The following is a 19,478-nucleotide window of genomic DNA, read 5'->3' as shown; positions in this document are numbered from 1 at the left end:
AAAAAACGTAGATAATTTCTGTTTCGTTAAGGATTAATATGAAACCTTTGGTATATGTCAGGAAAATCTTGATAAGCTGCCATCAAGCTTGGAGTCACTTGCATTGTTTTTAGATTAATTGAGTTATATAAGGCTCCAAAAAGACAGGTTGCCATAGTTACTTGCAAGATTAATCTATGTCCAGATTGGACTGGTTTACCTTTATGAAAACCTCTCGTATCTGCGGCAATAATAGTACCTCTTGAACCTGCAATTTCTATTATTTGGTCTTGGTCATAGTATTTTTCTATTTCCTCATCTAAAAACCGTCCATCTCTCAATAAAGCGGTAGGCTTAGTTGTATGAGAACCTTTTACATAACAGTGTGGTCCATTATTGGTGTCAACATCTGTCAAATAAATGAAAAATTTCAGAAACTTAATTTGATCTCCATCCCAATGATATAATTGAGCGTCTAGCGATGAAGGTTGACTATTTGAAAAATTTGTACTCCACCACATACTGACGTTTGCATTTGTAACGCTACAACCACAATAAGATTGAGCAACTTCTAAGATGAAACGATCTGAGATTAAATCCTGAATAATTGGATTTTCAATTAGTTGTCTTTCTTCAATATGATAAGTAGTAGCTTTAGGTTGTTCTATTTGATAGATTTCATATTGTGCTTGAGAAGGGTCATGTATGTTGATATTACATGGTGTAGAGTAGGCAAAATCCAATAACCGCTCGCAGATATCACTGGGAACTTTATCTTCAAAAACATAGTAACCTTGATCTTGAATTTCCTTAGCAATCGTTTCAGACTTAGATTTGCTACAAGGCATTAAAAATTCTTTTGCTGTGTTTAAATCATAGGGTAAATGAAACAAGCCATATAAGGATACCCAAAAATTATTAAATGCTCCATCTGTTAAAAAATATAGTAACCGCATAGCCTGAAAAGATTCAGGAGGGGTTTGAGAATTTTTCAGAAAATACTCATAGCCTTGATTGAAAACATCTAGGATGCTTAAAAACTGCTCGTGATTAACTAAAATTTGTATTTCTTCATTAACAGCCCAGTCTCTCACTATTTCCGCAAATATTTCTTGAAAATAACTTTGTTTATTTAATTTTTTTTCAGTTTCAGCTAGATCAGATTCATCAATCTGTGACAGAGTAAATGAAACATCCATTAATTTTAAATAATATTCTTCTGAATTTGGTGTATTCTCTAATTTTTCATCTATTCTGTCTTTCACGAAAATTGTTTGAAATGTTTGCATCACTTTGCCAACAGCTTCTCTGGAAACATGACGTTGATCTGCATCCCAGGGATTTTCTGTACAAAACAATACTGTTTCATAAGATGGAAAATAAAAAACATCTTTATTTCGTATAGTAAATTCTTCAACTGCAACTCGCAGAATAGATTTAGAGTGTAAATTGGCCGCAATAACATGGTGTTCATTACCTCTGAAACTTCCATGAAGAGGTACAGGAGAAACGGTCACTATCAGCTTTATAGAATTATTATAGGCACGCCAAATGTCAAGCATTCGTTGTAATTCTTGAATATTTTCTTCAACTGTTAAAATTCTAGGTCTAACAGCAAATGAGCCTATTCTCCAAGGGGAACGTGAAAACACTGATCCATCTGCCTTCAGTTCCCAAATTTCATTCATTCCCAGAGTCAGTACAAAAACCTCTGCTTTTAAAAGTGCTTGTCTAGAAGCTTCAATATGCTTGTTGTAGTCTGCTTCATATTCTTCAATAGAGTGAAAAAAAACATCATCTCTAAACGGATCATAAAGGCGTTTTTCACCATCAATGACTATTTGCGAAAGAACTTTAGGTAACTCCCTAAGGCCAAAAGACCGTTCTACAATTTGTCTAAAACTGGGAGCATTGAATAGAATTCCCCACCTAGCACTAGAAATATGATTAGGCTCTGTTTTGACATAGTTATAGCCATTATCTTGTAAATAGTTAGCAATTTCCATTGCAAAACAGCTTCCTGCAGAGCCGATGGGAGTTGTTTTATCAATAATTGGAAATTTGTTAGCATAGGGAATAGTATTATAAATAGATGTTGGATAACTCGTATTTTGAGGATTAGTCCAAAAAACGGCATAAGGATTGCTCTTTTGACGAGGATCATAGGATGTTTGGCACTCCAAGGTCATTATTTCGTGTTGAATAATTTTATTTAGATACTTTGTTAGTAAAATTCTCTGTGCAGTATATGTTTGAGTCAGATCAAGCTTTTCTAACAAAATCAACTTGAGATTCTGGAGAATTTGATCATGGCTTCCATAGATTCCTCGTTCAACAAAAATATTCAATAATTCTTGAACTTCAGGATTATTATATTGGTTATCAAATACTGACTTAAAAAGGAATTCTAAATTGTTAAAGTTATCAAAAAGTATTTCTTCGTCTATAATCAATGGAATTCTAGTCATGATTTCAACCTGCGTGATTTATGTATATTATTTGAAATAACACCAAAAGGAATTTGTACTTAATTATTCTAGTAGAATATCCCACTCTAAAGGAGTGCCTCTGTTCAAGTTTTTGGTTACTTTTTTGCCTAATAAAACTTGATAATATTTAGGTGGTAAGCCAAGTCCTGGACGTACTGCTCGCAAATTATCTGGTGTGAATATATCTCCAGCTTTCATATCTTTTGCAATATAGAGCGATCGCCTGAAAATCAAAGAATCTTTTTCAGCCTCAGTTGCCCCATACTGTATATTACCCATCGCTTGCCAAGATCTTTCACTTTCAATCACCAATTGTTGCATTTCTTCAGGTTCCATTGAAAAAGCCGAATCAACTCCACCATCAGCGCGACTTAGTGTAAAATGTTTTTCAATAAATGTAGCCCCTAAAGCAATACTAGCTACAGCAACCCCAATTCCCATAGTATGATCTGACAATCCTACTTGCACGTTGAACAAGTCCCGCAGATGCGGAATTGTCAAGAGGTTGCTATTTTCTGGTGTTGCCGGATAGGTACTGGTACATTTAAGTAATATTAAGTCCTGACATCCTGCCTCTTTTGCTGTTCTGACTGTTTCATCTAGTTCTGCTACTGTTGCCATTCCAGTAGACATAATCATCGGTTTACCAGTGCTGGCAACTTTGCGAATTAAAGGTAAATCAGTATTTTCAAAAGAAGCTATTTTATAACAAGGTACTTCTAAAAATTCCAGAAAATCAACAGCAGTCGCATCAAATGGGGTACTAAAGCCTATAATTCCTAGTTTCTTACATCGGTCAAATATTGGTTTGTGCCATTCCCAAGGCGTGTAAGCTTGTTGATATAACTGGTATAGAGAATTACCATGCCATAAACTATCAGAATTATTAATATAAAATTCACCGTTATTGATATCCAATGTCATAGTATCTGCTGTGTAAGTCTGGATTTTCAGGGCATTTACTCCAGCTTTAGCAGCAGCTTCAACAATTTCTAACGCTCTGTCTAATGATTGGTTGTGATTACCAGACATTTCCGCTACCACAAAAGGTGGATGGTTTTGACCAATTTTTGTCCTGGCAATATTAATTTCTTGTGTCTGATTTTTCAATTTGATTTCTACCTATCTAAAACTAAATGAATTGCTTCCTGTCCTGGCTGTGTTGTTATTCCTAGGCTCTGGAAACCAACTTTTGTAAATGTCTTAATAGACGATTGATTGCAAAGTTTTATATAGGCATGAATTCTAGTAATATTTTGGTCTTGAAAAAGCTGTTTTTGAGTTATATTCAGTAAGTAGCTACCATAACCTTGATGACGAAACTGTTTATCAATACTAACTGATACATTAGCTTGTTCATTTTCAAGATCATATCTCACTTGCCCAATAGGAAAATTTTTATAATCTGTGACAATGTAGAACACACAATTATCAGATGCTAATTTGCTATTTAACCATTGAACATGATGTTCCCAAGGAATAGGCTCTGAACAAAAAGACGCTGCACGCACATCTATATCATTTGCCCATTGCCATAGCAACTGACAATCTTCTGCACAGACAAAACGCCATTTTAACAAATCTTTTTCTATATAACTTAAAACCCGGTGACTACCTTTACTATCTATTAGCTTTTGGCTGCCTTTAGTCATTTGTGTTCTTATATTAGCAGAGTTTATTAATTGCTCAATGGCTGCTGCTATCTCAGTAATCCTAACATGATCATAGTATCCCATATTGATAGCCGTTCCTAGCTCATTTAATTTTTGTGCGATCGCTCTTTGGTTTTCTGCCAAAATTAAAATTAAACTGGGTAAACCCATAAAAGCTAGTTCCCAACAGGTGCTACCACCAGCAGTAACCGCCAAATCGGCCCAAGCCATTAACTCAGGGATATTGGTGACATTTTTTTCTAACCGGATAGGAAACTGTGATGTTTGTGATGCTAATTTCAGTTGTTCATAATGGGGGTTGCTTCCTCCTACAATAACTACTACTTCTAATTCATTAACTTCTAACTGTTGTAAAGCTGCCATCACCTTTAAAGTAACATTATCAGGGTCAGCACCTCCCATTGCCACAAGTATTTTTTTGGCTATAGGTGGATTAATTCGTTTCCATTTTTGCCATTGCCAAAATTCACTTCTTAAAAGCGTATAATCTGTACCTAGTAATAACTTAGTGTCAGGTAATCTATTGATATACAAATTTTCATTAGCATAAATATTTTGATTTAAAACAATATCCGCATAGTAATATTTTGCGTGTTTATAATCATCAATAAATAAAATTTTTAATCCAGAATGTTTAATTGTTTGTTGATATTCAGCATCAAAGTGATAGCCATCCACTACAACCCATTGAGAGTTAAGTTGCTGTGCCAATTTTGCTGTTTCTTGAGCATCCTCAGAACTGGTTAAATGTATTGGTAGATAAAAGATTGTGAAACCTTCTGCTTTTAACCTCATTTCTAAAGATGCTGCTTCTATATTTAGAATAAAAACTGCTTCTCCTCCGCTCATTTTCCATGCTTGAGCTAAAGCTAGACAACGCATTAAATGACCTGTACCAATTCGGCTAGAAGCATCTGTACGAATGATTAGTTTCATTTGATGTTTTATCCTCTGTATCAGAGTCGTACATTTATCCCTTTGGTTCTCAAAAACCTTTTGGCTTCTAAAGGTGTCTGCTCGGTAAAGTGAAATATACTAGCAGCAGTAACAGCAGATGCACCTGCTTCAATCAATACTTCAGCTAAATGTTGATAATTTCCGGCTCCACCTGATGCAATTACAGGAATAGACACTGCTTGCGTGATTGCTTTTGTGATTTCTAGGTCGTAACCCATCATAGTACCATCACGGTCAATAGATGTTAGCAATATTTCACCAGCACCTAAAGCCTCAACTTCTTTTGCAAAAGTTACAGGGTCTTTACCACTGGACTGTGTGCCTCCATGAGTAAATACTTCATAAATACCAACAGCAGTTTTAGTGACATCAATGGATACTACTACACATTGAGAGCCAAATTGCTGCGCTGCTGATTGAATTAGTTCTGGTGTGAATACGGCTGCTGTATTAATAGCAACTTTATCAGCACCAACCTGTAAAAGTCGCTTTACATCTGTAACGGTTTGCACTCCACCACCTACAGTGAGGGGCATAAAGCATTCATCAGCAATTTCATCAATTGTCTCAAAATCAGGTGAGCGACCCTCCCGACTAGCACTAATATCTAAAAATATTAATTCATCAACTTCACGCATATTGTATACTTTAACAGCTTGCATCACGCTCCCAACTCGTCGCCAGCTATCAAATTTAATACTTTTAACTAAACCAAAATCTTTAAAAAGTAAAGTTGGCATAATACGAACTTTTAGCATAGTGCTTGCTACAGATTAAGAAAGTTTTTGATTAATTTTAATCCTAGTTTTTGGCTCTTTTCTGGATGAAATTGAACTCCGATCATATTATCTCTGGATACTACTGAAATAAAGTTGCCACAATAGGAAGTGTGCGCGATCGCATCTTGGGGATGAACACATGAAAAGTGATAACTGTGGACAAAATAAAAGTCTTTTCCAGAAGGAATGTCTTGAAAAACAGGTGAAGAATACTCAAAGACAACTTCATTCCAGCCAACATGAGGAATACGAACTTCGGAACTATCAGGCACAAATCGCTTGACTTCTCCTTCTATCCAACCCAACCCTTTTGTTTCTTCTCCCTCCCAACCTTTTGTAGCTAATAACTGCATTCCCAAACAAATTCCCAAAAATGGGATACCTTTAGTTAATACTTGTTCTCTTAATACCTCTTCTAATCCAGCAGCACGAATATTTTTCATGCCGATATGAAAAGAACCAACTCCTGGTAGAATAATGTAATCTGCTATTTTAAAATCATGGGGTTCACAGGTGATAATTGGTTCTCCACCATTATGCTGCACAGCACGAGCAACAGAATCCAAATTTCCCATGCCATAATCAACAATTGCAACTTTTTTCATGGGTATCTCAAGAGACTAAAGCTTGATTAGTAGTTAGCTTTATATCTTCTGGATTAGCTATGATGTTGTCATAATTAATTTTGGTGAGATTTCCGTTTTTGTCTTTGACCAGGTTGCCTTTACTATCACATAGAAATAGTTTCTTGTTAGTGAAGCGATCGCAAACTTGAATAAACTCTTCCACACTCATGTCAATCTCCTGAAGAATTTCTTCCAAAGAGCATCCCAAGTAAACCCAAGGAAATTTACCATCGTGCATCTTCACCAACTTAATAGCTTCATCTCTGGTTAATCTTCCTCTTCGTAAGTGTAGACAAGCAATATCTGTAGACCTACCAAAACCATACTTTAAAAATTTAAAGTAGTCGTGTATTCCTGTTTGACAATTATCTAAGTTTTCATAGTTAACAATAGATCCTTCAACAGTCTTATGGTAAGTTTCAAAACCGTGAGCTTGGGCGTAGAGGGCATTATGATAACCATCCCAAGGCGCATAATACCCCAGAAATAATCCTGTTACTTCAACCCGTTGCAAGTCTTCATCAGCAGGATAAGAGTATTGGATTAAATGTTTGGCTTCAATTCCTTCTTGTCCTATTAAATCTGTCACCCTCAACCCCAAAAGTCCCCCAAATTCCTCTAACCATCGCCGTGTTAAAGTGTTATTCTGAGCCGCAGCCACAGGTCCACCATACTCATTTTGTGAATTTTCTCCCCAGATAATTAGCGGTACATTTAGTTGTACAGCTAACCTCACAGGTACTGTAAATATAGTTACGTGTTCTGTCCAGGAAATATCTCCAATTTCAGTTAATCCCAAACGGTTTATTTTGCGCCGTACTTGAGGATTAACCGTAACTTCAATATAATCTACACCCAGATTTTTGAGATTTTGAATGTTACGTTCTCCGATATCGGATAATTTATCAGTAGTAGCTGTTACACATATAGGATTCATCCCCAGTTCTAACATTTTCAATACTTGGAAATGACTGTCTTTACCACCACTAACAGGAACAATACAGTCATAGTTACTACTATTTTTAGAACGGTAACGCTCTAGTATTTGTTGTAATTCTTGCTTCCGTTTTGTCCAATCAATCTCTTGACGTTGCTCAAAATTACGACACGCATTACAAACCCCTTCTGCATCAATATATAAATCCGGTTTTGTTTCCGGCATAACACAACAAGTGCAATATTTAATATACTTAGTCATGAGAAAAACTCCTTAAGTCTTTTTAACTTGAATAAATAGTTAAACAATTTTCTCCATTAACACCCAAGTGGTGTTGTCCCATGCAGGGTCTAATTTATTCCAGAGGAAACCATAGTCAATTACTTTAATACAATTACTGTACTGTTCAAGTAATTCTCCAGCAAAATCACGCTTGAATAATTTACCTTGATGTCCTCGATAATTAATTTCTACTGGTACGGGATTATAATATTCGTTGATTAAAATATATCTAGATGATGATTCATACATTTTTTGATAAACAAGCCGTAATTCATCAGGATTAATATGAATTAAAACACCACAAGTAAATACTAAATCAAACTTTATATTAACACTAAATTCTTGAATTGATGATTGTATAGATTTGATATCTGCAATTTTCTCTAATTCTATCAAAGCCGAGTGATTTAATTCAACTCCCGTTAACTCAAAGTTTGGACTCAAACTTGCTATTGCTTGTAAATTATGGCCTCGATTAGCTCCTAACTCACAAATAGTTTTCACGCCATAAGTCTTTTGTAAGACTTTAGCAAAAAAAGGTTGACGTTGTTCCAAAGAAATTATATTTCTCTCTGTATAGTCTGTACCAAAATCTCCTTCCCAAAATACTTCTTGTTCTGTTTTCATTCTCATATTTTTATCCTTAATCCTTGGGATTTTTTTGTTCAACATGAGTATTCAGCATGAATAAATCTGGATTCTCTTCTAAAAAATCTACTATCTGATCAGTTGTAAAAATTTCTCCTTCACGATACAGATTTTTATATATTTCCTCTATCAATCTCCAATCATCTTCAGTATCTAAAGTCCAACGATAATCAGATAAATCATCATCGTAGGTTTGATTATGTAAATTAAAGATTCCTGGATGTTCATAAATATAAGGTGTAACGTGTTCTCTTTCATAAGGTTGATATGATTCTTGAAAAGCTTTTTCTAAACCATTAAATGTAAAAACTTCCGCATCTAAACCACGAGGATAACTGCGACGTAAACAGTTACTAAGATAATCTATTTCTAAACCATCACTTGTTGCAGTTTGAAAGTATTCCAACATTCCAGTTAAAACTTCTGGATCAAATAAAGGACAATCAGAAGTCACTCTCACAATTAACTCTGCTTGATATTCTTTAGCTGCTAGATAATAACGTTCTAAAACATCTTCTTCACTCCCTCTAAACCACTTGACATTACATTTTTCTGCTTCCTCAATAATTACATCATCTGCCAAAGATGTAGTCGTAGCAACCACAAGTTTATCTAGTAAAGAACAAGCTTGAACCCTAGAAATTACATGAGACAACACGGTTTTACCACAAAGTTGTTTCATTACTTTTCCTGGTAAGCGAGTAGAACCCATTCTTGCTTGAATAATTGCCACTGTTTTCATCACAAAATTCCTTGTAATTCGGTTACTACTTTATCTTGTTCTTTCAGACTTAAACCGTAATACAAAGGAATGCTAATAGCCTGTTGATAATATTTTTCAGAATTGAGAAAATCTCCTTCTTTAAATCCTAAGTGTTGATAATAAGGTTGAGTATGTACAGGAATATAATGTAAATTTACCCCAATCCCAGCCTGACGTAATGCCTCAAAAATTTGTCTATGACTTTTATTAATTTTCTCCAGCTTTAACCGAATTACATAAAGATGCCAACTAGACTCAGTATCTGGATGTTGCCAAGGTAATGTTAGCGGTAAATCTTGCAATAACTCATTGTACCTATTTGCTAAAAACTGACGACGTTCTACAAACTCATCTAAACGATTTATTTGACTAGCACCTAATGCAGCTTGAATGTCAGTCATTCGGTAGTTAAAACCTAATTCCAGTTGTTGATAATACCAAGCACCATGAGATTTACCTTGTATCAAATCTGGATTTCTAGTAATACCATGACTTCGCAATCTAATTAGTTTTTGATATATATTTTTTTGATTTGTTAACACCATTCCACCTTCACCAGTTGTAATAATCTTGACTGGATGAAAGCTAAAAACTGTCATATCAGAAAATTCACAGCACCCAACAGGTTTTCCCTGATATTTTGCCCCAATAGCATGAGAAGCATCTTCAATAATTTTGAAATTATATTGCTGTGATAAAACCGCAATTTTATCCATTTCACAACATTGTCCGGCAAAATGTACAGGTATGACTACTTTAGGTAAACACCCTTGTTTTTCTGCCCAAGATAATTTATTCTCTAATTCGTTTATACTCAAATTATATGTATTTGAATCAATATCAACAAAATCAACTTTCGCTCCACAATATAGCCCACAATTAGCTGAAGCAACAAAGGTATTTGGTGAAGTCCAAAGTATATCTTCTGCACCCAACTCTGCGGCTAAACAAGCAATGTGTAATGCTGCTGTCGCACTAGAAACTGCTACAGCATATTTTGTTCCACAATACTCTGCAACTGCTTGCTCAAACCTCTCTATAGCTGAACCTTGAGTTATGCAATCTGAGCGCAAAACTTCTACCACAGCATCAATATCTGCTTGATTTATATCCTGTCTACCATAGGGAATATAATTATTTATCATTTAAATCTCCAAATTACTATATTTGTGGAATTTAGTGGATTAATTCCTATATAATCTGGATAATATTCAAGAATTTCAACATCATTTCTATCCATTAATAAGGTAATTAAGTCCCTGTTATAGTCGTTTATTTCAATATAGCGATTCCTGAGTGTACCAATTAAAGATTTTCTGGTTTTCAAAAAAGATGGTTCAAAATTAACAATCACATCAATATTTTGGCGATTGCGATGTAAGCCATTAATGAAACATTCAGCATTAGGAAGCTGTTCCACACTGTGAACCGTTAAAATTGCACTACCATGTCTAATTAAGCAGCTATATTCTTCTAAATTATAATAATTGAATTTTTTAATATCAAATTTCAGAAAACTAGCTATTTTAACAGCATTTTCTGAATATTCACCGCCATATACCTCTGGACAGATATTTTTTAGATATGAGAGATTATAACCGTATCCACAACCTAGCTCACATATACGTTTTGGAGCATATCTTTTGAGAGTAGTAGAGATTAGAGAATAAAAAATAGAACAGGCTAGACTAAAATTAATTTTGACTATTTCTTCACCCATTGAAATAAAAATATCGTTTTTTTCAATTAGACCAGCTAATTCAAGCTCTTTATTTTTGTAAAGCTGAATATCTGCAAAATCAAAATTTAAAAGTTTCCCATATTTATCCTGATTATATTCCTGTTCAACTTGTTCTAAATCGCGCTTTCTTGAGAATGTCTCTATTCCAATTAACCTATTTGCCCAAGGGTTATTTGATGACAAATATTCATTTAAATTTGATAGTTTCATTTGTTTACCTTCATAAAAATGAAATTATTTATTGATAATTAGCCACCTACATAATAAATATATTTACTCATAATTTAAGAATATCTAGCAGTTGAAAAGCTGTTAGCCATTCTGTATTTGTCTCGGAACTATACTCAAAACCTTCAGGAACTGTGATGCTTTTTTCACCTAACGCATTACAAGTATAATCAACACTATGACTATATTCAATAGTGGGTTTAATCACATAATGATCACCAAATTCTAAGGCTAAATGGGAAGATTCCTTAGAAAACATCGCTTCATGAAGTTTTTCCCCTGGTCTAATACCAATAATTTTAGTTGGTATTCCCGGTGCTAAAGCCTCTGCTAAATCACTAATTTTCATCGAAGGAATTTTAGGTATAAATATTTCTCCTCCGTGCATTCTTTCAAAGCTATTTAATACTAAATCTACAGCTTGTTGCAGAGTAATCCAAAAGCGCGTCATTCGTGGATCTGTAATCGGAATTTCTGTGGCTTTTTCTTGAATGAGTTTTTGGAAGAATGGTACAACTGAACCTCTAGAACCAACCACATTTCCATAACGAACTACGGAAAATCTAGTTTTCATGTCCCCAGCAATATTATTAGCAGCTACAAAAAGCTTATCAGCAGCTAACTTTGTTGCTCCATAGAGGTTGATGGGATTAACAGCTTTATCTGTAGAAAGAGCAATTACTTTTTCTACTTTTTGCTCAAGGGCAACATCAATAACATTATTTGCTCCATTGATATTAGTTTTAATGCATTCCATGGGGTTGTATTCAGCCGCAGGAATTTGTTTGAGAGCAGCAGCATGAACTACATAATCTACACCCCGCAGAGCTAAACGTAAGCGATCGCTATCACGGACATCTCCGATAAAATAGCGCATGACTGGAGAGTTAAACTCCTGTGCCATTTCATATTGCTTTAGCTCGTCACGAGAATAAACTATCACTTTCCGAGGCTGATATAAGCTCAAAATAGTTTTGACAAATTGCTTGCCAAATGAGCCTGTACCACCGGTGATCAAAATAGATTTATCATTAAACATTTATTTTCCTGTGCCAAAAACTGCTTAGAGAAATTTTTCTCTATTCTTCTGACTAAGAAATACTAATTAGCCGATTTCTGACTATTGGACATTTCTTCTTCCTGCTGCTTCTTCATATTCCCCAAAACAACCTTATAATCCTGCCTATCAGGATGTTGCTGTACCAACTTCCCCATGAGAGTGATCGCACCTTTGGTATCTTTCATTTCAAGCCGCAATAGAGAGAGTTTCTCCAGCGCCAATTGGTTATTTGGTTCTCGCTGCAAAACCAACTCATATCCCTTGACCTGTTGTTGCAATTCAGTGTCAACAGACTTGATAACTGGTTGCTGAGGTTGCTGAGGCTTCTCCCAAGATTCTTTTAGAGTATTAACTGCTCCAAATAAGATTGAACCACCAAAAGACAAGATAGAAATATATGTTACGATTCTTTGCTTTCGCTCAATCTGCTTACGACGCTTAACTAAGTAATCATCTCCAGAAATTGCCATGTTTCAAAAATTGCTGCGGTAAATACTTAAATAACAGCAATCCTCCTCTTCTATTTATGAGATTACCCACAACCTCACAGAAACTATCACCAAATGCCCAGAGTTGAGTTAATTCTCTGCACCAAGCTAAAAATTTCCTAAATAGTTGGTTAACTCTGGTGTTTGATCGAATGAATTTACACATCTGGGATGCTCGTCAACTTCTAGACTCAGCTTTGGCAATGACTCCTAGGCATAATTAACAGTTCGTGGTGGTGATTACCGTACAAAACATCATTTTCTAGCAATTTACTAGCGTGAGTTGTGATATACTCAAGAAGTTGAGACTAGCTTTGCCAAAATATAGCGCTCTACGCACAAGTAACAATGGCAAAACGGAAAGCAGTTTTGATTAAGCATTTACCCAAATAAAATCTGAACTACATCGAGGTTATGACTCAGCAAGTAATTCACCCTATGGTGAAATTGCAGCGTAACGTGCAATCACTCGTAGAATCCAATATCATCAAGCCCACCGATAGCATTTGGAAAATTGCTTTACTATACGGCAATGACTGGCAGCACTGGAAACAGGAACTGCAAGACTTCGGCTTTAGTATGCAAGATCCAATTGGTGACCTACTGGCGGTAGAAACTTGGGATGAAGAATAGGTATGGGGTAAGGGGGACAGTGAAACTGATAACTGCCCCCCAGCCCATCACTGACAAATAAGCAATGCCTGAGCCAGTTCCTTAGCAGTTTGGTAGCGATCGCGTGGCAAAGGTTCCGTAACGCGCTCAATAACTTCTCGGAGTTGAGGAGTAATGGTAGGCACGGTTTTAACATCAAAGCCAAAAGCTCGTCCCTTTTGACGGAAAAACTTCAAAGGATTTTCGCCAGTGAGCAAAAAAATCAGAGTTGGTCCGATGGCATACAAATCTGATTGCGTCAAAGGTTGTCCGCGTTCCTGCTCAGGAGCGCAGTAACCTTCTGCACCAATCCTTGTTCCTGGTGCGGTTCCAGTTTCTTTTACTGCTCCAAAATCCAACACCACGACGCGATTGTTAGAACTTCGCACCATTAAATTTGCGGGTTTAATATCACGATGAATAAGTGGTTGCTCTTGGTTATGAAGATATTCTAAGATCTCACAGGTTTGAATCATCCAAGCGATCGCTTGATTGGGTGTCACCGGACCATTAGTATATATACGTTTTTCTAAATCTTGTCCATGAATTAATTCCATCGCCAAGTATTTTTTGCCACCTTCCACAAAGAAGTCGTAATACTTAGGAATTCCCGGATAGTTAAGATGTTTAAGAGTGTTGGCTTCCCGTGTAAATAACTCTTGGGCTTTAGCAATTTTAGCCATATCAGCATTCATCTGCTTTAAAACTAACAATTGCGGTACACCCGTAGTCAAACCAATAGCATCCCAAGCTAGATAAGTAGTACCCATACCTCCTTGTCCTAGAGTTCGTAACACCTGATAGTGACGAATGATCTGTTGTACAGAAAGAGGTTCACCGCAGTGAACGCAAAACAGATTATTTGGGGAATTCCCTTCGTGGGTGCATCTAGAACTATTGAAAGCAGCGGTGACATTCTGATTTTGATACCCAGGTAAAGCATCCGGTTCGGGAATTTCCTGAAGTTGGAATTTGAGGATAGGTCCCCCCTGCGCCAATTGCAACAGGGAATTATTGGGCAGTGTACATTTGTTGACAAGAGTACCATTGAGGAAAGTCCCATTTGTCCCTTGACTAATTACCTGCCAAGCATCACCCTTCTTCCCAGCACTGATTTGCTTCAGTTCCAGATGATATCGAGAAACTAGACTATCATTTAAAACAACGTGATTATCCACCGCCCGACCAATGCGAATCACGGTGGAATTCTCAAAGCACCACTGCTGAAGCGGCGTTTTTTGTTGCCTGTCTAACAGGGTTAGAGTAACCACATTGACACTCCCCGGTCTATTGAAAACTTTGCTGATTGGGACAAACTTTTACCCGAATAAGTATAGCCGTAATGTTGTCATGGCCATTGTATTCGTTTGCCAAATCAATTAAGTCGCTCAGACCCAGTTCTAGGTTAACGCCCGAACTAAGCAGCGGTTCTAAATGAGTTTGGTAGTTGCTCTCTAGTAAATCATTATCCGATAGACCGTCCGAAGCTAACAGTAGGAGAGTATCTTCATGGATCTCAAAAAACTCCACATCAGGATGGAGCAAATTTTCGTCCCGTGGTCCCAAGGCTTGAGTGAGTTGGTAGGCATCTGGACGGGCATAAGCTATGCTGGGTTCTACACCTTTGCTAATTTCCCTTTGACCAACTTCGTGATCTACCGTGACTTGTACTAATCCTCCCTTGCGAGTCAGACGATAGAGACGACTATCTCCCACATGAGCGACGACTGCCCTAGTGTTCTGCATTAACAACATTACCAGGGTAGTACCCATGCGCCCAACACCAGAACGAGAATCTTGTTGATTAAGATCGTAAATCTTCTGATTAGCTAAATAAACGGCTTGGCGGATAGTTTCTACCGTTGGTAATTCCGGAGAAACCCAGTTTTCTTGAAAGTATTGTTGCACAGTCTTCACTGCTAACTCACTGGCTACTTCTCCTCCAGCGTGTCCCCCCATTCCATCACAGAGAATATATAAACCTCGTGCTTGCAAAGTGCGACTTCTGGGTAATTCCACCTTTTGCAAGTTGCTTTGAATGCCAAAGTAGTCTTCGTTATGATTACGTTGACGACCTACATCAGTGCGTCCTGTATCTTCTACACTTTTTAACTGCATTGACAGTAGGATTGTCGGTGCATCTTCATTTCTATCATTGATTTCCTCTGCATCAGCATCATGATCATCATCTGGGAACATAGTAGGTGCAGGGGTATATTGTGCCTCTAGGTTGCTAAAATCTGGGTTTTGGGGTGATTCTAGTTCTGTGGCTATCTCTTCCAAACGCGATCGCAATTGTGCCAAAGTTTCAATCTTACCGACTTCTAAATCCTCCAACATATGCACAACCGAGCCAATATGAGTGCGTTGGGATTTTCTACATAAAGTTTCCCAAACCCGTCCCAAGGCTTTGATATTTACAGGCTGTGCTGTATTTGGTAAATTACCAGCAGACTCTTCCACATACAAACGTTGTAATCCCAATCTTTGGTCTTCATCCAATCGCAAATTCGATAACTCCAACAAACTTTGGCGACAATCCACTGGTTCAAGTACCTCCCAAAGTTGAACCATCTCATAGCACCAGTGTAATATTTGTAACGGATGAGTTGTGTCATCTTGCCACAAATCCAGTAAAAGCTGCCAATGGGAACGGTCTTCAAGAAATAGCACTTGTATATTATCTTGCTCCCACCCATCGTGAATTAGTGGTATCCCTGCTGAAATATCCTTTTGTAATGCAATATAAGCTTGAGCAAAACTAGGTATTCCATTTACATCCACAGATGACATCATCAACCCCTTTGGTTCATGTTCGAGCATAGCCCCAATAGGTGATATTTGATAGGGTCGGCAATCTAAAACCCTGACCTTGACTTCCACATTCGTCGCCATTACTTGAAAATCTGGTAGCGGCTCCAACAATTGATAACGCTGCTGTGGGTCTAAAAAGGAGCCTACCGCCAATTTTGAGAGCGAAGAATTACTCACCCCATCTTCTGAAATGGCAACAGGTATCTTCTGAGTAATTATTGCCCACCAAATTGTGCCACATTCTGCACCGCAGTTGGGACAGTTTTGTGTATTCAAAGCTACTTGAGTACTGCATTGAGGGCAGTCTTTGTGAATTAGGGAAGTACCACAGTTTTGACAAAATTTATTGTCATTAGGGTTTTCAAATTGACAGTGAGGGCAAATCAGCATAGTGGAAGTTCCTCGATTTTCCTTCTAAGGTGCTTCTAGCCACTAGATCCAAAGTGCCACAATTAGCTGACCCTGACTACAGTATATGTATAAGAGATTGTGGATTCACCAGGGAATATTGGTGGCAGGATATAATTGTAAACTACCTACACTGACAGCAAGAAGCTAAGGTGTAGGCTTTTAGTAGCCCTGAACTATCTGTATTGAGACTACGACACAAACAATTCGTTCCGCTAGGCTGGTTTACTTTAGCAGCCACAATAATAGCAATCAATCTTTTTGCCCTGTTTAAATCAGCATCTCCACTCCGTCTTCCTGCGCTAAATGAATCTTACGTTAGATGATACAAACAGACAGCTAACTTAAGGTGTATTTCGCCGACACTGATTTTTTCAGGATTTTGATGTCCGCAGGAGTTAGTTCGCGCCATTCACCTAGTTGTAGACCATTGAGTTGTAAGTGAGCAATACTGACCCTGATTAATCGTAAAGTCGGAAACCCTACCGCCGCAGTCATGCGCCGCACCTGGCGGTTTTTGCCTTCTGTGAGAGTCATTTCTAGCCAAGCTGTGGGGATATTTTTTCTAAATCTAATCGGCGGGTGGCGTTCGCTAACAGTAGGTTCTTCAAATAGTAGCCTCACTTCGGCAGGACGTGTCCGATAATCTTGAATTTCTACCCCTGTGCATAACTTATTTATAGCCTCTGCATCAGGAATATGTTCTACCTGTACCCAGTAAGTGCGTTTATGACCAAACCGGGGGTTAGAAAGGCGATGCTGTAATAGTCCATCACTGGTTAACAACAGTAAACCTTCACTGTCCCAGTCCAAACGCCCCACCGGATAAACATCAGGAACCTGAATATAGTCTTTCAGAGTGCTGTGTTTAGGAGATTCCTGGGTAAATTGACTTAGAACTCCATAGGGTTTATGAAAAATAATATATTTATGGTCACTGGTCATTGGTTATCAATTACGAATTATTTCTTTTTGGGATGAAGACGATAGGCTGCTAGGAAGCGATGAATTTGGATGGGGGAGCATCGAGGGCTTTACCCGCAAATAGTCAAATTTTAGTCCCTGTGGGGAGAAAGTTGACGAATGTGATTGTAGTGTATGATGCTAATAACACTGCACAAAATCATTTAAGACCAGCTTGGGAAAGATTTCAAAAGGTAAGCTTCCATCAGTATCCGCTTAGATAAGGTGGCCTTTAATGAATAATCTCATAACTAAACGGGTTGTTTGGATCAAATTAGCTTGCAGGGTTTTTAGTATAGGTTTATTACCTGCACTAACGGCTTATCCTGTATTAGGTGCAGAGCGATTAACCCTTTCTTTCGGCATTTTAGAGGAATCTATACCCATCAATTCACTGGAAAAATATGCTGAAACAGGAAAAATTGATGATGATTTAGCTGTATATGCTCAGTATGCAGACAAAAAACAACTAACTCAACTGCGGAAAGTTTTAGTAACTCCTATTCCCTTGAATATAGTCAACGTTTCGCAATTTCTTTATACCTCGATTGGTGAGAGATTATTAGAAAAATTGGGAGAAATTATTCAAACAGACTCTCGTTTATCAGGGTTCTATGCAATTCGAGCAGCACTCATTTTAGCAGCCGCAGAACCAAATAATTTTACGCTTTTGAATGTATTACGCAAATTCCCCACAAGATCAATTTCAATTAATTTAGATCGGAGTTTACAAATTGCAGATACATTACAGAATTTAGTCAATCAAACCCAAAATGCAGTAGCACTTATCAACGCACAATCCCAACTAAAATCAACCACATCTAATCTGAATTCTGGGCTTTTAGCAGATATAAAAAAACCAGGTAACTTAACTTGGCAAAAGCAAACTATCATACTTAATGACCAATCTCGCAACCGCACTTTTCCCGCTGATATCTATCTACCCAAAGTCTCAAATCCGCGTTCAATTATTGTTATCTCCCACGGACTTGGTTCTGACAGAAGCAGTTTTGCTTACCTGGCGGAACATCTAGCCCAATCAGGCTTTGTAGTTGCTGTTCCAGAGCATCCTGGTAGTAATGCAGCACAATTGCAAGCTCTATTGTCAGGCACAGCACAGACAATAACTAGCCCCAGAGAGTTGATTGATAGACCATTAGATGTGAAGTATTTGTTAGATGAACTAACTCGTTTATCTGAAAATAACCCTGAATTTAAAGGGCGTTTAAATCTACAACAAATAGGAGTTATAGGACAATCCTTTGGTGGCTACACAGCTTTAGCATTAGCAGGGGCAAAAATTAACTTTGAGCAATTAAAAAAAGATTGTCCAGATATAAAAAATACACTAAATGTTTCGCTTTTACTTCAATGCTTGGCTATAAATTTACCCAAGACAGAATATAATTTATTCGATTCACGAGTTAAAGCAGTAATTGCAATTAATCCTGTTAATAGCAGTATTATGGGGAAAGCTAGTCTCAGCCAAATTAAAATTCCCGTGATGATTTTATCTGGCAATGCCGATACCATTGCTCCGGCTTTACCAGAACAAATCATACCTTTTACTTGGTTAACAACATCAAATAAGTATTTAGTCGTTATCAATAATAGTACACACTTTTCTACTATTGCAGAATCACCGAATGCAGTTTTGCCTGTTCCTACAGAGGTAATTGGTTCAAGTCCCGCATTGGCACGTAGCTACGTCAAAGCTTTAAGTCTTCCCTTCTTCCAAACCTATGTCGCTGAACAGCCAAATTACCTGCCTTACTTGAGTACAGATTACGTTAATACTATTAGTCAGCAACCTCTACCATTGAGTTTAGTTAAATCTTTGACGCTAGAGCAACTGCAAGAAGCATTTAAATAATTCGTAATTCGTAATATTTCCTTCGGAAACGCTACGCGAACGTAATTCGTAATTAAAAAGAGCGATGCCTGCGGCGAGCGAAGCGATCGCAAGGCAATACCATAATATTCAACTAGAAT

17 protein-coding genes are annotated in these 19,478 nt (G+C 37.2%); 2 read left to right on the top strand and 15 right to left on the bottom strand.

Going from position 1 to position 19,478, the window contains the following annotated elements:
• Positions 1-26: 26 nt before the first annotated feature.
• The 12 genes from H6G68_RS04775 to H6G68_RS04720 all read right to left on the bottom strand — a co-directional run bounded on the left by H6G68_RS04775 (position 27) and on the right by H6G68_RS04720 (position 12,632).
• Complete coding sequence (locus H6G68_RS04775; RefSeq protein WP_190905598.1) at positions 27-2,447, bottom strand: GSCFA domain-containing protein; 2,421 nt, start codon at positions 2,445-2,447, stop codon at positions 27-29.
• Positions 2,448-2,510: 63 nt separating this feature from the next.
• Positions 2,511-3,578, bottom strand: coding sequence for a pseudaminic acid synthase (gene pseI / locus H6G68_RS04770; RefSeq protein WP_190905597.1), 1,068 nt, complete (start codon positions 3,576-3,578; stop codon positions 2,511-2,513).
• A gap of 8 nt (positions 3,579-3,586) precedes the next feature.
• Positions 3,587-5,077, bottom strand: a complete 1,491-nt coding sequence (gene pseG, locus H6G68_RS04765) for a UDP-2,4-diacetamido-2,4,6-trideoxy-beta-L-altropyranose hydrolase (protein WP_190905596.1) — start codon at positions 5,075-5,077, stop codon at positions 3,587-3,589.
• 20 nt (positions 5,078-5,097) lie between these two features.
• On the bottom strand, positions 5,098-5,856 hold the full coding sequence (gene wbuZ, locus H6G68_RS04760; protein WP_190905595.1) for a glycosyl amidation-associated protein WbuZ: 759 nt from the start codon (positions 5,854-5,856) through the stop codon (positions 5,098-5,100).
• Between the two features lie 8 nt (positions 5,857-5,864).
• Positions 5,865-6,482 carry an imidazole glycerol phosphate synthase subunit HisH gene (gene hisH / locus H6G68_RS04755; protein ID WP_190905594.1) on the bottom strand — a complete coding sequence of 206 codons (618 nt, stop codon included), beginning with the start codon at positions 6,480-6,482 and terminating at the stop codon, positions 5,865-5,867.
• Positions 6,483-6,489: 7 nt separating this feature from the next.
• Positions 6,490-7,701 (bottom strand): N-acetyl sugar amidotransferase, encoded by a 1,212-nt coding sequence (locus H6G68_RS04750; RefSeq protein WP_190905593.1) that lies wholly within the window; start codon positions 7,699-7,701, stop codon positions 6,490-6,492.
• Positions 7,702-7,740: 39 nt separating this feature from the next.
• Positions 7,741-8,355: a pseudaminic acid biosynthesis-associated methylase gene (locus H6G68_RS04745; protein WP_190905592.1), complete on the bottom strand. Its 615-nt coding sequence runs from the start codon at positions 8,353-8,355 to the stop codon at positions 7,741-7,743.
• Positions 8,356-8,365: 10 nt separating this feature from the next.
• The gene (locus H6G68_RS04740) at positions 8,366-9,112 is read right to left on the bottom strand and encodes a cytidylyltransferase domain-containing protein (protein ID WP_190905591.1); all 747 of its coding nucleotides are present in this window, start codon (positions 9,110-9,112) and stop codon (positions 8,366-8,368) included.
• Positions 9,112-10,278, bottom strand: a complete 1,167-nt coding sequence (pseC, locus tag H6G68_RS04735; protein ID WP_199332498.1) for a UDP-4-amino-4,6-dideoxy-N-acetyl-beta-L-altrosamine transaminase — start codon at positions 10,276-10,278, stop codon at positions 9,112-9,114. Before pseC ends, H6G68_RS04740 begins: the two co-directional genes overlap by 1 nt.
• Positions 10,275-11,084 (bottom strand): class I SAM-dependent methyltransferase, encoded by an 810-nt coding sequence (locus H6G68_RS04730; RefSeq protein WP_190905590.1) that lies wholly within the window; start codon positions 11,082-11,084, stop codon positions 10,275-10,277. Before H6G68_RS04730 ends, pseC begins: the two co-directional genes overlap by 4 nt.
• Before the next feature lie 67 nt (positions 11,085-11,151).
• On the bottom strand, positions 11,152-12,141 hold the full coding sequence (gene pseB, locus H6G68_RS04725) for a UDP-N-acetylglucosamine 4,6-dehydratase (inverting) (protein ID WP_190905589.1): 990 nt from the start codon (positions 12,139-12,141) through the stop codon (positions 11,152-11,154).
• A 62-nt stretch (positions 12,142-12,203) separates the two neighbouring features.
• Positions 12,204-12,632, bottom strand: coding sequence for a tetratricopeptide repeat protein (locus H6G68_RS04720; protein ID WP_190905588.1), 429 nt, complete (start codon positions 12,630-12,632; stop codon positions 12,204-12,206).
• A gap of 432 nt (positions 12,633-13,064) precedes the next feature.
• On the opposite strand from H6G68_RS04720, the gene H6G68_RS04715 reads away from it, so the two are divergent.
• On the top strand, positions 13,065-13,283 hold the full coding sequence (locus tag H6G68_RS04715; RefSeq protein ID WP_016949683.1) for a DUF4327 family protein: 219 nt from the start codon (positions 13,065-13,067) through the stop codon (positions 13,281-13,283).
• 47 nt (positions 13,284-13,330) lie between these two features.
• Here the strand turns inward: H6G68_RS04715 and H6G68_RS04710 are convergent, their stop codons facing one another.
• The 3 genes from H6G68_RS04710 to H6G68_RS04700 form a co-directional block, all read right to left on the bottom strand.
• Positions 13,331-14,572 carry a protein kinase domain-containing protein gene (locus H6G68_RS04710; RefSeq protein WP_190905587.1) on the bottom strand — a complete coding sequence of 414 codons (1,242 nt, stop codon included), beginning with the start codon at positions 14,570-14,572 and terminating at the stop codon, positions 13,331-13,333.
• Positions 14,573-14,588: 16 nt separating this feature from the next.
• The gene (locus H6G68_RS04705; RefSeq protein ID WP_190905586.1) at positions 14,589-16,505 is read right to left on the bottom strand and encodes a serine/threonine phosphatase; all 1,917 of its coding nucleotides are present in this window, start codon (positions 16,503-16,505) and stop codon (positions 14,589-14,591) included.
• A gap of 357 nt (positions 16,506-16,862) precedes the next feature.
• The gene (locus H6G68_RS04700; protein WP_190905585.1) at positions 16,863-17,468 is read right to left on the bottom strand and encodes a pseudouridine synthase; all 606 of its coding nucleotides are present in this window, start codon (positions 17,466-17,468) and stop codon (positions 16,863-16,865) included.
• 253 nt (positions 17,469-17,721) lie between these two features.
• Here H6G68_RS04700 and H6G68_RS04695 point away from each other — a divergent pair, with 253 nt between their 5' ends.
• Positions 17,722-19,359 (top strand): alpha/beta hydrolase, encoded by a 1,638-nt coding sequence (locus tag H6G68_RS04695; protein ID WP_190905584.1) that lies wholly within the window; start codon positions 17,722-17,724, stop codon positions 19,357-19,359.
• The last annotated feature ends 119 nt before the right edge of the window (positions 19,360-19,478 follow it).

The sequence above is a fragment of the Anabaena catenula FACHB-362 genome (assembly GCF_014698735.1).
In the GTDB taxonomy this organism is placed as follows: Bacteria; Cyanobacteriota; Cyanobacteriia; order Cyanobacteriales; family Nostocaceae; genus Anabaena; species Anabaena variabilis_A.
Note: the sequence above shows the minus strand (reverse complement) of the source record. Positions and strands in the feature narration are given on the sequence as shown.

Excerpts from the sequence above, each read along its gene's own strand:
- H6G68_RS04775 (WP_190905598.1), bottom strand. The coding sequence starts at position 2,447 with ATGACTAGAATTCCATTGATTATAGACGAAGAAATACTTTTTGATAAC.
- pseG (WP_190905596.1), bottom strand. The coding sequence starts at position 5,077 with ATGAAACTAATCATTCGTACAGATGCTTCTAGCCGAATTGGTACAGGT.
- wbuZ (WP_190905595.1), bottom strand. The coding sequence starts at position 5,856 with ATGCTAAAAGTTCGTATTATGCCAACTTTACTTTTTAAAGATTTTGGT.
- hisH (WP_190905594.1), bottom strand. The coding sequence starts at position 6,482 with ATGAAAAAAGTTGCAATTGTTGATTATGGCATGGGAAATTTGGATTCT.
- H6G68_RS04750 (WP_190905593.1), bottom strand. The coding sequence starts at position 7,701 with ATGACTAAGTATATTAAATATTGCACTTGTTGTGTTATGCCGGAAACA.
- H6G68_RS04745 (WP_190905592.1), bottom strand. The coding sequence starts at position 8,355 with ATGAGAATGAAAACAGAACAAGAAGTATTTTGGGAAGGAGATTTTGGT.
- H6G68_RS04740 (WP_190905591.1), bottom strand. The coding sequence starts at position 9,112 with ATGAAAACAGTGGCAATTATTCAAGCAAGAATGGGTTCTACTCGCTTA.
- pseC (WP_199332498.1), bottom strand. The coding sequence starts at position 10,278 with ATGATAAATAATTATATTCCCTATGGTAGACAGGATATAAATCAAGCA.
- H6G68_RS04730 (WP_190905590.1), bottom strand. The coding sequence starts at position 11,084 with ATGAAACTATCAAATTTAAATGAATATTTGTCATCAAATAACCCTTGG.
- pseB (WP_190905589.1), bottom strand. The coding sequence starts at position 12,141 with ATGTTTAATGATAAATCTATTTTGATCACCGGTGGTACAGGCTCATTT.
- H6G68_RS04720 (WP_190905588.1), bottom strand. The coding sequence starts at position 12,632 with ATGGCAATTTCTGGAGATGATTACTTAGTTAAGCGTCGTAAGCAGATT.
- H6G68_RS04715 (WP_016949683.1), top strand. The coding sequence starts at position 13,065 with ATGACTCAGCAAGTAATTCACCCTATGGTGAAATTGCAGCGTAACGTG.
- H6G68_RS04705 (WP_190905586.1), bottom strand. The coding sequence starts at position 16,505 with ATGCTGATTTGCCCTCACTGTCAATTTGAAAACCCTAATGACAATAAA.
- H6G68_RS04700 (WP_190905585.1), bottom strand. The coding sequence starts at position 17,468 with ATGACCAGTGACCATAAATATATTATTTTTCATAAACCCTATGGAGTT.
- H6G68_RS04695 (WP_190905584.1), top strand. The coding sequence starts at position 17,722 with ATGAATAATCTCATAACTAAACGGGTTGTTTGGATCAAATTAGCTTGC.